The following is a 14,534-nucleotide window of genomic DNA, read 5'->3' on the forward strand; positions in this document are numbered from 1 at the left end:
ATCAACCTCACGGGACCGCGTCGCTGATGGATTTGACGCCGCCGTGGGCGGTCATCCCGCCGTCGACCGGGATCTCCGCGCCGGTGATGAACGACGCCTCGTCGCTGAGCAGGAAGAGCACCAGCGGGGCCACCTCGTCGACGGTGCCGGTGCGGCCGAGCGGGGTCTCCGCGACGTTGGCGGCGCGGAACGCCGGCGCGGCCGAGGCGGTCATCGGGGTCTCGATGTAGCCGGGATGAATCGTGTTCACCCGGATGCCGCGCGGGCCCAGCTCCAGGCAGGCGGCCTTGGCCAGTCCGCGCAGCGCCCACTTCGAGGCGGTGTAGGCCACCGGGTAGTGGCCGGTCAGCGCGGCCACCGAGCCGACCAGCACGATCGAGGCGCCGGCCGGCATCAGCGGCAGTACCGCCTGGACGCCGAGCAGCGCCCCGGTCACGTTGACCTCGGACACCCGCCGCAGGTCGGCCGGGTCCAGCTCGGCGAGCCGGGCCCGCCAGGTCACTCCGGCGTTCGCCACCAGGCCGTCGACCCGCCCGTACCGGTCGCGCACTTCGGCGGTCAGCGTCGCCCACCCGGCCGGGTCGCTGACGTCCAGCTGCCGGTACTCGGCGCCGCCCAGGTCCTCGACCGGCGTCGCCCGCACGTCGCAGCCGAGCACGGTCGCGCCCTCCGCGGCGAGCAGCCGCGCCTCGGCCGCGCCCTGGCCCTGCCCGGCGCCGGTGACCACGACGACCCTTTCCGGCGGCCCGGCCGGATCGCTTTTCCCGCATCCGACCACGATCGGGCAGCCCGGCCCGGCTCGGGAAGACGAATCTCGCGATACCCGTCATCAGCGCCACTGATGACGGGACGGACATCGACGATCCCCTCCCCTAGGGTCGGGCGGGTGCAGGTGCTCTTGTTCATCCCGTTCCTGATCCTGACCGTCCTGCTGTTCGCCGCCGTGATCCGGCGCCTGCTCGGCGTGCCGGTCGGGCCGGGCCGGACCCTGCTGGCCGCGATCCTGGCCACGGTGGTGATCTCGCCGATCCTGGCGGCGCTGGCCCCGCCGGATCCCACCGACGTGTCCACCGGCCAGGCGATCCTGCTGATGCTGGCGGCCGTCTGTGTGTCCGCGCTGCTCGCGATGGCCGCGCTGGTGGTGCTCGAGGTGCTGCTGCCGACCGGCACGCTGCCCGGGCCGGCCGAGGCGTGGCGCGGCACCCGGCGGCGGATCGCGCGGACCCGGCGGTATTCGACGATCGTCCGGATCGCGCTGCGGCACGGGCTGGGCAGGTTTTTGCGCGGGCGGCCGCCGGCCGGGCCGGACTCGGCGGCGGCCCGGCGGCGGCTGGCCCGGTCGCTGCGCGCCGCGCTGGACGAGGGCGGGGTCACCTTCGTCAAGGTCGGGCAGCTGCTCTCCACCCGGCGGGACCTGCTGCCGGCCGAGTTCATCGAGGAGCTGACCGCGCTGCAGGACCGGGCCGCGCCGGTGCCCTGGCCGCAGATCGCCGCGGTGCTCGACGCCGAGCTCGGCGACCGGGTGTTCGCCGAGATCGACCCGGAGCCGCTGGCCGCGGCGTCGGTGGCGCAGGTGCACGCGGCCCGGCTGCCGGACGGCACCCCGGTGGTGGTGAAGGTGCGACGGCCGGGCATCGCCACCGTCGTCGAGCGGGACCTGGACATCCTGCTGCGGCTGGCCACGACGCTGGAGGCCCGCACGGCGTGGGGCCGGTCGTTCGGCGCGCGGCGGCTGGCGCTCGGCTTCGCCGAGGCGCTGCGCGAGGAGCTCGACTTCACCGTCGAGCGGGACAACCTGCAGACCATGGCCGCGGCGCTGGCCACCTCCCCGGAGCGCGGGGTCCGGGTCCCTTTCGCGTACGGCGAGTTGAGCTCGGAACGTGTCCTGGTGATGGGCCGGCTCCCCGGCACGCCGCTGGGCGCTGCCGAGCCGGTCCTGGCCGGGCTGGCCGACGACCGGCGGCACGCGGTCGCCGCGGCGCTGCTGGACAGCCTGCTCGACCAGGTGCTGGTGCACGGGGTCTTCCACGCCGACCTGCACCCCGGCAACCTGCTGGTCGACACGGACGGCTCGCTCGGCATGCTCGACCTCGGCTCGGTCGGCCGGCTCGACGGGGTCACCCGGGCCGCGGTCGGCCGGCTGCTGGCCGCCGTCGGCCGCGGCGACGCGGTCGGCGCCAGCGACGCGCTGCTCGACCTGGCCGACCACGGCGGCGACGTGGACGAGCGGGACCTGCAGCGGGAGCTCGGCGTGCTGCTGGTCCGCTACGCCGCGCCGGGCAGCTCGGCCGGGGTCGCGGCGGTGACCGCGCTGCTGCGTACGGTCGCCGCCTATGGTCTGGGCGTGCCCGCCGCGGTCGCCGCGGTGTTCCGGGCGTTCGCCACCCTGGAGGGGACGCTTGGGCTGCTCCGGCCGGGGTTCGACCTGCTCGGCGCGGCCCGGGAGGCCGGCGGCCGGCGGCTGGCCGAGACCTTCGGCCCCCGGCAGCTGCCCCGCACGCTGGAGCAGGAACTGGTCACGCTGCTGCCGATGCTGCGCAACCTGCCCCGGCGGATCGACCGGATCGGCGACGCGGTGGAGAATGGCCGGCTGCGGCTGAACATCCGGTTGTTCTCCGACGAGCAGGACCGGCGGGTGGTGACCGGGCTGGTCCACCAGGTGCTGCTCACCGTGATCGGCGCGACCGCCGGTGTGATGGGCATCCTGCTGCTCGGCACCGCCGACGGGCCGCGGGTCAGCGCCGGCGTCGGCCTGTTCCCGCTGCTCGGCTACGGCCTGCTGATCGTGTCGGTGGTGCTGGTCCTCCGGGTCCTGGTAGTGATCTTGAAAAGGGACTGAGGCGGACCTACCGTGTCCGCATGCCACAAGGAGTTGTGCTGATCACCGGTGCCAGCGCCGGCCTCGGCGAAGAGATGGCCCGGCAGTTCGCCGCGCTCGGCTACGACCTCGCGCTCTGCGCCCGCCGCACCGACCGCCTCGACCAGCTCCGCGACGAGATCACCGCGGCGCACCCCGATCGGCGGGTCAGCGTCCGGGCCCTGGACGTCACCGACGACGACGCGGTGTTCACCGTGTTCCAGCAGTTCGCCGACGAGTTCGGGGCGATCGACCGGGTGATCGTCAACGCCGGGCTGGGCAAGGGCGCGCCGCTGGGCACCGGCCGGTTCGACGCGAACCGGGCGACCGCGATGGTCAACTTCGTGGGGGCGCTCGCCCAGACCGAGGCGGCGCTGCAGATCTTCCGTACCCAGAAACGGGGTCATCTGGTGTTGATCTCGTCGATGTCGGCGCTGCGCGGCATGCGGAAGTCGATGACCACCTATGCCGCGACCAAGGCCGGGGTGGCCGCGATCGCCGAGGGTGTCCGGTCCGAGCGGGTGCCCGGGGTGGATGTGTCGGTGATCTACCCGGGCTACATCCGCTCGGAGATGAACGAGCACGTCACGCAGCGGGCCAGGTTCATGGTGGACACCGTCACGGGCGTCCGGGCGATGGTCGCGGCGATCGAGAAACGCAAAGTCAAGGCGTATGTGCCGGCCTGGCCCTGGGTGCCGATCGGGGTGGCGCTGCGGGTGCTGCCGCTGTCCGTCGTCCGGAAGCTGGTCTGAGATGGCCCGTCTGCTGCTGGTCCGGCACGGTCAGGCGTCGTTCGGCGCGGACGACTACGACGCGCTCTCCGAGCTCGGGCACGAGCAGGCGCGGACGCTGGGGCGGGCGCTCGCGGCCCGGGGCGCCAAGCCCGGCCTGGTGCTGCACGGCACGATGCGGCGGCACGCGGAGACCGCCGCCGGGCTGCTCGACGGGCTCGGCACGGCGGTGCCGATAAGCACCGACCCGGGGTGGAACGAGTTCGACTTCCAGCACGTCGTGGAGATCCACCGGCCGCTCTACCGGGACCGGGCCGCGATGATGGCCGAGCTGAACCTCGCCGACCGGCCGGACCGGGCGTTCCAGGAGGTGTTCGACGCGGCCACGGCCCGCTGGTCGTCGGGCCAGTTCGACATCGAGTACGCGGAGTCGTTCGCCGGCTTCCGGCGGCGGGTCGCGGCGGCGCTCACCTCGGCCGCCGAGCTGCTGCGGCAGCACCGGGAGATCGTGGTGGTCAGCTCGGGCGGGCCGATCGCGATGGTGTCGGCGCTGCTGACGGCGGGCGCGGAGGCGCCGGCCGGGACGCTGGCGACGGTGTGGGCGGCGCTCAACCGGGTGTCGGTGAACACCGGGCTGACCAAGGTGATCTCGGGGCGGAGCGGGTTGTCGCTGTCCACCTTCAACGAGCACACCCATGTGGAGAGCGAGCGGCGCCTGCTCACCTACCGCTGACGGTCGCTCTGCCAGCCGGATCGACGCCTGGTCCTGGCCACCGACGGGCTCGGCGTGCCGATGCGGGCTCGGGGATGGCCACGCACCCAGTCGGCCGCTGGGAGGTCTCGCTCAACTAGCAGTGACTCGGGTCACATCATCACCGATGAATTCCGGGTCTGCTCGATCGACGGGTTCGCGTCTACAGTGGGCGTACTCGCGGGCAGGGGGCCGGGGCCATGAAATTCGGGGCGTTGCTTTTTCCATTCCACCACCCGATGGAGGACCCCACCCTGCAGCTGGAGGGCGACCTGGAGCTCGCCGAGCACTGCGACCGGCTGGGGTTCGACGAGTTCTGGTTCGGTGAGCACCACTCCGGCGGCTGGCAGATCATCGCCTCGCCGGAGCTGATGGTGGCCGCGGCGGCGCAGCGGACCCGGCGGATCCGGCTCGGGACCGGCGTCGCGACGCTCTCCTACCATCAGCCGTTCCTGCTGCTCGACCGAATCGTGCAGCTGGATCACCTGACCCGGGGACGGCTGATCTTCGGGGTCGGCTCGGGCGCGCTGCCGCTGGACGCCAAGATGATCGGGCACGATCCGATGCAGGCGCGGCGGATGATGGCCGAGTCGCTCGAGGCGATCACCGCGCTGCTGCGCTACGACGGGCCGGTCACCCGCAAGACCGACTGGTTCGAGCTGGACCAGGCCACCCTGCACCTACGCCCCTATCAGTGGCCGCTGGACATCCGGGTCGCCGCGTTCAAGTCGCCGTCCGGTCCCCAGCTGGCCGGCCGGTTCGGCGCCGGCCTGGTGTCGTTCGGCGCGTCCGCCGCGATCGGCACCGGCTCGGAGAACCCGCTGCGCACCGCCGCCGAGATCGCCGACACCGAGGCGCAGCAGGCCGGGCTGCGGTTCGACCGGAGCCGCTGGTCGGTGATGAGCCTGCTGCACGTCGCCGAGACCGAGGCGCAGGCCCGCGCCGAGGTGCGCTACGGCCTGACCGAGTACATCAAGTACATCCGGCAGATCCTCCCGGTGAACGTGCCGGTCGACCTGGACGACCCGGACGCGGTCGCCGACGTGCTGATGACCACCGGCACCGCGGTGATCGGCACGCCGGAGCAGGCGATCCGGCACATCGAGAAGATGTGGGAGCTCAGCGGCGGCTTCGGCACCTTCCTGATCGAGCAGTCGGACATCGCCGACCCGCACGCCACCCGCCGCTCCTACGAGCTGTTCGCCCGCCGGGTGATCCCCTACTTCACCGCCTCGACCTGGCCGCGCCTGCAGGCGTACCAGTCCGAGCTGCAGTCCGGCGGGCTGACCCGGCGGACCATGGCCGCCGCCCAGGCCAAGGCCGGTGTGGAGTATTACCACGAGGTCGCCGACCGGCGGGAGAGCCCGGCATGACGAGCCAGGTCCTCTGCCAGGTGCTGCTCAGCCTGGCCTTCATCGTGGTGCTGGCCCGGCTCGGCGGGTTCCTCTTCGAGCGGGCCGGGCAGCCGCCGGTGGTCGGCGAGATCGTGGCCGGGATCCTGGCCGGGCCGTCGCTGCTCGGCACGGTCGCCCCGCGGGTCAGCGAGGTGCTGCTGCCGGCGCAGGCGACCCCGTACCTCACCATGATCGCCCAGCTGGGCCTGGTCATCTTCATGCTGGTGGTCGGCCTGGAGGTGGAGACGGTCACGCTGGGGCGGCGGGCCCGCACGATCGGGGCGGTGGCGGCCGGCTCCACGGTGCTGCCGCTGCTGCTCGGCGTCGGCTTCGCGCTGCTCATCTGGCCGTGGTACCAAGCCTCCGGCGGCCGGTTGCCGTTCCTGCTGCTGATCGGCGTGGCGATGGCGGTGACCGCCTTCCCGGTGCTGGCCCGGATCCTGCGCGACCGTGGCCTGGCCGGCACCCGGGTCGGCGGGATCGCGCTCGCCTGCGCCGCGGTCACCGACGTGGTGGCCTGGCTCCTGCTGGCCACCGTGGTGGCGCTGACCGGGCACGGCAAGCACCCGACGTGGGTGCTGCTGGCCGCGATCGCCGGCTTCCTGCTGCTGATGGTCCTGGTGGTCCGGCCGGCGCTGGCCGCCCTGGCCCGGCGCGGCGTGCTGGACCGGCTCGCACCCCGGACCCTGCTCGTCGGGGTGCTGGTCGCCGCGGTGCTGGCCGCCTGGTTCACCGAGACCATCGGCCTGCACACCATCTTCGGTCCGTTCCTCGTCGGCCTGAGCCTGCCGCGCGGGCACGGCGTCGCCGAGCTGGTGGCCACCCGGACCGCCGACCTGAGCAGCGGGCTGCTGCTGCCGGCGTTCTTCGTGATCGCCGGCATGCAGGTCGACGTGACCGCACTGACCGGCCGGGACGCCGGCGTCCTAATCGCGGCGGTGGCGCTGGCGATGCTCGGCAAGATCGTCGGCGGCGCCGGGGCGGCCCGGGTCGCCGGCCTGGAGCGCCGCGACGCGCTGACCCTCGGCGTGCTACTCAGCACCCGGGGGCTGAGCGAGCTGGTGGTGCTCGCCGTGGGCGCGGCCGCCGGCCTGCTCACCACCCCGCTCTTCACGATTCTGGTGATCATGGCGGTGATCACCACCCTGGCGACCGGCCCGCTGCTCTCGCTGATCGAGCGACGGGACCCCTCAGCAGTCAACCGGAAGGTGGATCAGGCATGGACAGGCGCGTCGACGTAACGGTCCTCGGCAGCGGCATCGGCGGCAGCACGGTGGCCGCCATCCTGGCCCGGCTCGGCGTCTCGGTGGCGATCGTGGACGCGGCCCGGCACCCGCGGTTCGCGCTCGGCGAGTCGACCATCGGCGAGACCTCCTTCCTGCTGCGGCTGCTCGCCGCCCGCTACGACGTGCCCGAGCTGGCGCACGTGTCGACCAGCGGCGGGATCGCCGACCACGCGAGCCGGCGCTGCGGGATCAAGACCAACTTCGGCTTCGTCTACCACCGTGAGGGGCGCCTGCAGGAGCCGTTCGAGGTGACCCAGTGCAGCGTGTCCGAGGGCCCGTTCGGGCCGGAGTCGCACCTGATGCGCGCGGACATCGACCAATACCTGTTCGAGGCGTCGAAGAAGTACGGCGCGCTGGCCTGGGAGGGTGTCCGGGTGCAGTCCGTCGACATCCGGCCGGACGAGGCCGTGGTGGCGCTGGACAACGGCGAGACGCTGCACAGCGACTACGTGATCGACGCGACCGGGCGGACGTCGGTGCTGGCCGACGCGTTCGGGCTGCGTGAGGAGCCGTGCCGGTTCCGGACCAACTCGCGGACCATCTTCACCCACCTGCGCGGCGTGCGGCCCTACGACGCGGTCACCGAGTCCAGCGGCCAGCCGAACCGGTGGCACGAGGGCACCCTGCACCACCTGTTCGACGGCGGCTGGATGTGGGTGATCCCCTTCGACAACCGCGAGGGCAGCGAGTCCGACCTGGTCAGCGTCGGGCTCAACCTGGACGTCGAGCGCTGGCCGCAGCGCGAGGGGGTGACCGCCGAGCAGGAGTGGGCAGAGTTCCTGGAGCGGTTCCCGTCGATCGGCCGCCAGTTCGCCGGCGCCACGTCGGCGTTCCGCTGGATCTCCACCGGGCGCACTCAGTTCTCCTCGTCCCGGACGGTCGGCGACCGCTGGGTGCTGATGAGCCACGCGGCCGGGGCGATCGACGCGCTGTTCAGCCGGGGCATGGGCAACACGATGGCGGTGATCGAGGCGTTCGTGCCGCGCTTCCTGGAAGCGCGCGCGGCCGGGGACTACTCGGCGACCCGGTTCGCCTATCTGGAGACGCTCAACCAGAGCATCCTGGACAACAACGACAAACTGATCGCCGGGTCGTACATCGCCTTCCGCGACTTCGACCTGTGGCGGGCCTGGTCCAAGATGTGGTACCTCGCGTGGAACCTCGGGGTGCTGCGGGTCGCCGGCACCTACTACCAGTTCCTGGAGACCGCCGACCCGGCCCTGCTGGAGCGGCTGCACCAGGGCCCGGTGCCCGGCTCGTTCTGCCCGGACCTGCCCAGCGCGCAGGAGCAGTTCGACGCCTGCTTCGACGTGATGCGCCGCGTCCAGGAGGGCACGCTCACCCCGGTCGACGCGGTCCCGGAGCTGGCCTTCATCCTCGGCGACGGCGAGGCGTCCCCGTCCCCGCTCAACCTGCACGACGTCCTGCGCCGCTGGCACGACGGCTCGATGGAGACCCAGCGCCTGATCTACCAGTGGGGCCGGACGGCGGCGCCGCTGGCCCTGCGCCCCTATTTCGACTATGACCGAGCCACCATCGCCAAGGCCGCCGACCTGGTTCGCACCATCTGACGCCAGGGTCCGCCGACCGGCTGCTGCCCCCAGCCCGCGACTTGCTTCCGGTCCGCGGCCTCTCGCTGTCAACAGCGGGACGCAGCCTCCAGTTCGCGGCCTCACGCGGTCCACAGCGGGACGCCGCCTCCGGTCGCGGGCCTGTTGCGGTCCGCACCGGGGGCACCGCCTCGGGTTTCCCGCCTCGCGCCCAGCGATGTGAGCCAGGCTCACCGCGAAACACCACCGCCGGCGGGGCCCCACACGGCCCAGTGCCTGCTCCACCGGTAAGGCTGTGGCTCAAAGCCAGCTGGATTGCGCAAGCAGCAGCGGCGGCCGGTAGCCCGCGCAGAGTTCACGCTGCCGCGGGCGGCTTCCCCGCTGGCCCCCTAGCCAGCTCGGCGCATCGCCGACCCGATCAGCCGAGTGCTCACCACCTCACGACGCAACCGCGGCCGACGCCGAAACCACTGCCGGGTCCCGGCGACGACGCGGCCCGACAACTCCGCTCCGCGGCAACCGCCACCCACCTCACCCTGCGCCGCGGACGGCAAACCGCCCCGCGCGAACATCGCTCACCGATGGCCCGCGATGTGATTTGAAGCGCCGAGTCTTCAACGACAGTGTCACCCCAGCCGCACATCTGCGAACGACTAACAGCAGGCAAAACTCGCTTGAATCAGAATGCGACATCGGAATCATCGTCAATGAAGCTCACAGCGCCAGTGCCTGCCTCCTCCCAAAGTTCTTCAAACCACTCCCCACTAATCTCCTCCAGGAAAACCTTCCCCGTCGAAAGCTCCCCGACGAACTCGATCACAGGCTCAGAGCTGAGCGAAAATTCGGCGTTTGGATGACCAACGCCGACTCTCTCACTGCGACCCCCGGCAAACAGTCCAACTTTTCTTATCTCGCGACGCCGCGAGTCGATCTCAGTGTACAACTGGTACGGCTCGCCATCCTCCCGAACGTGTCTGTATGTCGAAATAAATCGCCCACTCAAAGCCAACCACCCCTATTCAGAGCCATCTTCATTCAGAACCGTCCCAGTAATCTTTATTGATCATCGTCCGCCATGGTGAATGCGTTTCTTCCCTCCCAGGCAGAACCGCCTTGCCAACTCTCGTAGGACTCAAACCTCCCCTCGTCTTCAAAGGCCCGTAGCAGCTGTGACAAATCCGAGTGCTGGATGCTATACCGAGAAGAATATCCCCATCTCCCATGTTATCGAGTACAGCCTTCTCGCCATGCCGGAATCGACCCTTGCCAGGCTTCCAAATACCACTACCGAGCCGCCCGGCCAAGCTCGCCGGCACAGATCCACTCATTGAAGACGCTGACCCAGGTCTCATATCCCCGGTCCTTGTTCCATACGAGCGCCACAGCAACCGTTGATTGCTTATCGGGATATGCGTCGAAACTGGACGTCCTCGCCCTGGTCCGCGTCGACTGGAAGACCAAGGGCTACACGATCACCGACGACCGCACCCTCGACACCGACCGCGGTGTCTTGGCCGGCGAGACAACCGACGGCTACAAGCTAGACATCGAAACGGGAACCCCCGACGGATTCGCCGTAATCATCAACTCGCCCTGCTTCGAGCGCCCCTGACCGGAACGCTCGAGCGAGCTACAAGCGCATCAATGCAAAGCCCCGGAGCGAGCCCGGCTTCGCACCCATCCCGCCGGTCTGAGGCGGCAACACCGATCGCGACTCCCCACTCCTGCGGGCGGCGGCGAAGGATAATGGGCGACCAGGCCGCCCGGGCAGGCCACCCAACTCACCACTGCACTGCTGCGGGCGCCGCGCGGCACCGGTGCACGGCGGGACATCGCTGGCCACGATCACTGGGAGGGCCTTACTTCCGCTGGCGGTCCCGACCACAGCCAGGCAGGTGATCATCCCTGTAACGCGGCGCCCCCGCTCGGACGCTGGGCAGTATGGTGCACAGCGGGTCCGGGGCTTCCTAACACCACGCAATGGCGCCCCTGACCCTTTAGAGCTGTCCCACAATCGGGCAGGCCGAGTCGGCAGCGCCGGGTCGGGGGGCACCACCAAGTGTCGTTGCGCAAATTCGGCCGCCATGGAGCCGCGCATCCTGGTCCGCCTTTGCCTGTTGCCACCTGGAGGCGTCCTGCGTGGGGTAGTGCCCGCTTTCGCTCGATGGCACGGAAGGTAGGCAGGTAGTAAGCGCAGGTGTCGTTGCGGTACGCGTCGTGTGACGCGCAGTTCCCGGCTTGCCCGCGTGTGCCTCGGTACCTGAGCTGACTCGATAACTCACCTGTAGCCGAGTTGAGTGCGTTCGAGATGGCAGGCTCTGGCGCGAGTAAACGCTATTGCATCGCGGTGGCCGGGGGATGATCGAAAGATTCGGGGCAGCGGAAGGTATACAGTGAGTAGCCGCGCCCGATTTGCACGCCGACGGTGTCCGGAGACGAGTCTGAGTCGTCTTCCAGCGGGCGCCAGCTGCAATGCATACCGTTCCAATCGGCCGAGGCCGCTGTGAAGGTCAAAATCATCCCGGTGCCGCAAACGGCACAATCCATGGGGTGCGGGTCGGTCAGTGACCAGTTCGCGTACCCGCCGACCTTCCAGCCTGGTGCAAGCGACAGGTCGCTCTGATAGTCGGGACGGTCGTCCTGATCCTCGTCCTCGTCGTTCGGGTCCCACGCATCAAGCCGCTCACGGAGGTCGTCTGGGAGCAGATCGGCGTACTGGTACTCGCGTACCTGTTCGGGCTGCACCGTGCACGGAACTGGCAGGTACATGTCGCTGATCACCGGCGGCTCGGGCGGCATTGCGAGCATCGGGCCGATGGCGGAGCTGTCGCGCCAGTAGAGGAAGACGCGAGGGCTGTAGTGGCGGTCCGAGTGGTCCACCGGGCACCACAGCACCTGGAGCAGGTCGGTGCCGTCCGGGCCGGCGTAGTCCGGGATGTCGTGGCGGTACAGCTGCGCGATCGGGACCAGCGGGATCGGATCTTCGATCAGTTCGTCGAGATCCATGGCGTCGGCCGCGTCGAGTTCGGCCCGTTCCTCGGCGGTCAGGAATTCGCCGTCCGGCAGCGGCGCCCTGGCGTTCGCGGTCGCGAGGATCTCGCGTCGGCGGCGCTCGGCGGCCGGGGTGGTCAAGTTGTACGGCTCGTGTGCCCCGGCGTCGTCGCAGACCGGCCACACCTCGTCTGCCGGCCACAGCAGTGGGCCGCCGACCGAGCTGTCCGTGACGGTCGGCTTGCCGGGCCGCGGGTGCAGGCGGGTGGCAGTGGTCGAGTGTTCCCGCAGCTCAGGGAAGAGCTCGGCGATGTCGAGGGGACGCGGGGGTGTGGTGCTAGCCATAGCCGTGGATCTTAGAGTCCCAGGTTCAGAGGAAAGTTGTGCCGCAGCAGAGGCAGCGGAACGCGCGGCACGGCGTGACGACAGCGGGTGTGCGCACGAGTTGGCCGACCGTGTCGCAGCGGTTGCAGCCGCTGCCCGACGCGACCCAGCTCAGGTCGTCGCAGTGCTGAGTAAGCAAGCTGCCTGGCGTCGCACCAAACTTCAGCTGCCGGCTGGCGGATGACCGAAGAGAGCGTCCGACGTACTGATCCGCGATCCGGCGCTCGGCAGGCTGCTGCCGTCGCGGGCGGTGCGCCGGTCTGTCCGGCTACCTGGCCGGGCCTTCGGGGCTATCGGGTGAGTAGCGGTGTGATGAGGGCGGCGAGGCGGGTGCGGGGTGCGGTCGGGGGCAGGCGCACCATCGTGCCGGTGGTGGTGTGGATTCGGATGCCGGAGGATGGTTCGTTCGGCTGGTGTCCCCGGCCGTGACCGATCAGGACGTTGTCCGCGTCCTCCCAGATCGGGTCGAGCCAGTGCGGTGAGCCGGAGGCGTACTGTGCTGCCGGGAGTTTCCAGACCCGGGCCGGCCCATCTATCGGGAGCAGGCGGAACTCTGGTGGGCCGGGGTCGGGGCGCTGACACAGCCGTTCGCCGCCGGGCGCGAGCCAGACCCGCGACCACGGGTCGAGCAGGACAGGCACGGTGGTGCCGTCCGGGTAGTCGATGCGGGTGCCATCGGCGGTGGGTGCGCAGGTAGCGCCGGAGACCGGGTCTACATGCATAACCGGGCAGCCGTGGGGCTGCGGGTCGCTGCCGGGTGTCCAGCGCATGGCCATGCCGGGATCACCGGGGCGCGGGTGGTACTTGAAGTAGATGGTGTCGCGGTGCACGCCGAGCAGGTTGATCTCCTGGTCCTCCGGCCAGGGCATGGATTCGAGGGAGCCGTCGGCCAAGTCGAGGATCCTCAGTAGGTAGCGCGATTTACGGCGATGGTGGTGCGAGTCGAGCAGCGCCACCCGGCGACCATCCCCGAGAACCCTCAACCGGGTCACGGGCTCGTCGAACTCGGTCACGGCACCGTCGGGGGCGACCAGCCGGGCGGGTTGTCCCCAGCGCGCGACGAGCACACCGAGGGCGGTCTCCCAGCCTTGGACCTGCTCGACGCGCCCGATGTTCGCGAGTTCGGCGCGGGTGCCGTCGCGCCAGACGACGACGGTACCGTCGGTCTCGATGATGCCGGCCCGCGGCGGTGACCCGAACGGTGGTTCCGGCGGCGGCTCGGGAGGTTGGGGCCGGCTGCTGGTGAACAGGACGCCGAACTCGGCGCCGGTTGCGAGGTCGGCATCCGTTGGGTGTTCGTGGCCCACTGCGTCCTCGGCGGCTTTCAAAGCTGCCAGCATCTGCTCCGCCGTCGGTGGCGAGCCTTGGGCGAGGCCGGACGCCATTGCAGGGTGGCCCTCCGCGGCCAGCACCGCTTGCAGCGCGGCCATCAGCTCCGCCGGGGTCGGCCGGCGGCCCACCGCGGGACCGGCCGTCGCCGGCACGGCATCGGGTGTCCGTTTCTCGTTCGGTGACGAGCTCGACGATGGCGTAGAGGCCGGCGGCGATGACCGTGCGGACTGGTCGGAGCCGGGCCGGCGGCCTGGCGTCAGCCGCAGCGTTTCCCCGTTCTCATCGGCGTGGAACAACTCCGCCTTCTCGGCGGCGACGAGCACGTCCGACAGCGTCGCCTCGTCGATCAGCAGCCGCCCGGCCAGCTCCTTAGCAGTGATCTCCAACGGCGGGCCCGGCCTCCATCGCAGCACCGCCTCCACATCCTGGGCAAGGTCGTGGGTGCTGGGGCGGCTGTGGCGTGCCAGCCAGATCGGTGGTTCGAGCCCCGGCTCAGGCCAGAAGCGCAGCAGCCACCGGTCCAGCGGGAACTCCTCGGTGTCGTCGCGACGGCGAGCGATCCGCACCCGGAACCACTCCGGCTCGCCGAGATGGAAGACGGGCGCGCCGGCACCTCCGGTCAACGTGGTCAAGGTCAAACCACCAGAGCTGCTCCGGTACGGCGTCTCCAGCACGTCATCGAACAGCGCGCGATCGTCCGGCGGGCGAGCGTCGTGCAGCTCGAGCCGGACTTCGTGGTCAGCTTCTCCGCTGGCCTGACAGGTGATCCATCCGGCGCCCGACGCGGCGAACGAGCCGGCCGGCATGTCGCCGCGATCGCGGTAGCGCGGAACCACCGGATCCTCCTCCGGCCATCCGCCGTTCGGGTCGACGATCACCAGCAGGCTGTAGTCCGGCCGGTAATCATCGTCCTCGTAGACGCGCACCACTGCCACGAAGCTCAAAACTAGCGAAGCCACGCGCCGCCGGAACACTTCTCCATGATTTCGCTGCCCGGGAACACCTTGGTGTCCCTGACGCGCCCTGATCCTGGCGGCGGGCGCTGACCCGCTGCGTAAGGTCGGCGTGAAGGGGCAAAGCGCCTTGGAGATGGCCGAACAGGATAGGCATTGGCTCGCCGTCGATCGGTTGTGCGCGTGGCAACGCTGGACGTCATGAGTTCTCGGCGGGTCGTGTAGCGGCCACCCCGCTCAGCGGGATGCCGGCGCGCCGCCCGGTGTGGTCGCCGAGAACGGGGCATCGCGCCAGACCGGCGGCC

11 protein-coding genes are annotated in these 14,534 nt (G+C 70.6%); 7 read left to right on the forward strand and 4 right to left on the reverse strand.

All coding sequences use genetic code 11. The features are described 5' to 3' along the window. Positions 1-7: 7 nt before the first annotated feature. Positions 8-727, reverse strand: a complete 720-nt coding sequence (locus tag BJY16_RS35125) for an SDR family NAD(P)-dependent oxidoreductase (RefSeq protein WP_239177761.1) — start codon at positions 725-727, stop codon at positions 8-10. A gap of 159 nt (positions 728-886) precedes the next feature. Here BJY16_RS35125 and BJY16_RS35130 point away from each other — a divergent pair, with 159 nt between their 5' ends. From BJY16_RS35130 to BJY16_RS35155, 6 genes are all read left to right on the forward strand, one after another. Continuing rightward, positions 887-2,839 (forward strand): ABC1 kinase family protein, encoded by a 1,953-nt coding sequence (locus tag BJY16_RS35130; RefSeq protein ID WP_239177763.1) that lies wholly within the window; start codon positions 887-889, stop codon positions 2,837-2,839. Between the two features lie 20 nt (positions 2,840-2,859). Beyond that, on the forward strand, positions 2,860-3,609 hold the full coding sequence (locus BJY16_RS35135) for an SDR family oxidoreductase (RefSeq protein ID WP_185043854.1): 750 nt from the start codon (positions 2,860-2,862) through the stop codon (positions 3,607-3,609). Position 3,610: 1 nt separating this feature from the next. Then, positions 3,611-4,321 (forward strand): histidine phosphatase family protein, encoded by a 711-nt coding sequence (locus tag BJY16_RS35140; protein ID WP_185043855.1) that lies wholly within the window; start codon positions 3,611-3,613, stop codon positions 4,319-4,321. Positions 4,322-4,539: 218 nt separating this feature from the next. After that, entirely contained in the window at positions 4,540-5,712 is a 1,173-nt protein-coding gene (locus BJY16_RS35145; protein ID WP_260418347.1) for an LLM class flavin-dependent oxidoreductase, read from the forward strand. Beyond that, a complete protein-coding gene (locus BJY16_RS35150; RefSeq protein WP_185043857.1) occupies positions 5,709-6,974 on the forward strand; it encodes a cation:proton antiporter domain-containing protein in 1,266 nt (421 codons plus the stop codon). Before BJY16_RS35145 ends, BJY16_RS35150 begins: the two co-directional genes overlap by 4 nt. Beyond that, positions 6,953-8,590, forward strand: coding sequence for an NAD(P)/FAD-dependent oxidoreductase (locus tag BJY16_RS35155; RefSeq protein WP_185043858.1), 1,638 nt, complete (start codon positions 6,953-6,955; stop codon positions 8,588-8,590). Before BJY16_RS35150 ends, BJY16_RS35155 begins: the two co-directional genes overlap by 22 nt. A gap of 658 nt (positions 8,591-9,248) precedes the next feature. Here the strand turns inward: BJY16_RS35155 and BJY16_RS35160 are convergent. Continuing rightward, positions 9,249-9,578, reverse strand: coding sequence for a DUF6881 domain-containing protein (locus BJY16_RS35160; RefSeq protein ID WP_345492072.1), 330 nt, complete (start codon positions 9,576-9,578; stop codon positions 9,249-9,251). A gap of 318 nt (positions 9,579-9,896) precedes the next feature. On the opposite strand from BJY16_RS35160, the gene BJY16_RS35165 reads away from it, so the two are divergent. Further along, positions 9,897-10,181, forward strand: a complete 285-nt coding sequence (locus BJY16_RS35165; RefSeq protein ID WP_239177765.1) for a hypothetical protein — start codon at positions 9,897-9,899, stop codon at positions 10,179-10,181. A gap of 722 nt (positions 10,182-10,903) precedes the next feature. Here the strand turns inward: BJY16_RS35165 and BJY16_RS35170 are convergent. Continuing rightward, positions 10,904-11,905 (reverse strand): hypothetical protein, encoded by a 1,002-nt coding sequence (locus BJY16_RS35170; protein ID WP_185043860.1) that lies wholly within the window; start codon positions 11,903-11,905, stop codon positions 10,904-10,906. 329 nt (positions 11,906-12,234) lie between these two features. Continuing rightward, entirely contained in the window at positions 12,235-14,211 is a 1,977-nt protein-coding gene (locus tag BJY16_RS35175) for a hypothetical protein (protein ID WP_185043861.1), read from the reverse strand. Positions 14,212-14,534 lie beyond the last annotated feature (323 nt).

The organism is Actinoplanes octamycinicus (genome assembly GCF_014205225.1).
GTDB lineage: Bacteria > Actinomycetota > Actinomycetes > Mycobacteriales > Micromonosporaceae > Actinoplanes > Actinoplanes octamycinicus.

What these genes read in the sequence shown, in the direction of transcription:
- BJY16_RS35135 (WP_185043854.1), top strand. Translation starts at nt 2,860, where the DNA reads ATGCCACAAGGAGTTGTGCTGATCACCGGTGCCAGCGCCGGCCTCGGC.
- BJY16_RS35140 (WP_185043855.1), top strand. Translation starts at nt 3,611, where the DNA reads ATGGCCCGTCTGCTGCTGGTCCGGCACGGTCAGGCGTCGTTCGGCGCG.
- BJY16_RS35145 (WP_260418347.1), top strand. Translation starts at nt 4,540, where the DNA reads ATGAAATTCGGGGCGTTGCTTTTTCCATTCCACCACCCGATGGAGGAC.
- BJY16_RS35150 (WP_185043857.1), top strand. Translation starts at nt 5,709, where the DNA reads ATGACGAGCCAGGTCCTCTGCCAGGTGCTGCTCAGCCTGGCCTTCATC.
- BJY16_RS35155 (WP_185043858.1), top strand. Translation starts at nt 6,953, where the DNA reads ATGGACAGGCGCGTCGACGTAACGGTCCTCGGCAGCGGCATCGGCGGC.
- BJY16_RS35170 (WP_185043860.1), bottom strand. Translation starts at nt 11,905, where the DNA reads ATGGCTAGCACCACACCCCCGCGTCCCCTCGACATCGCCGAGCTCTTC.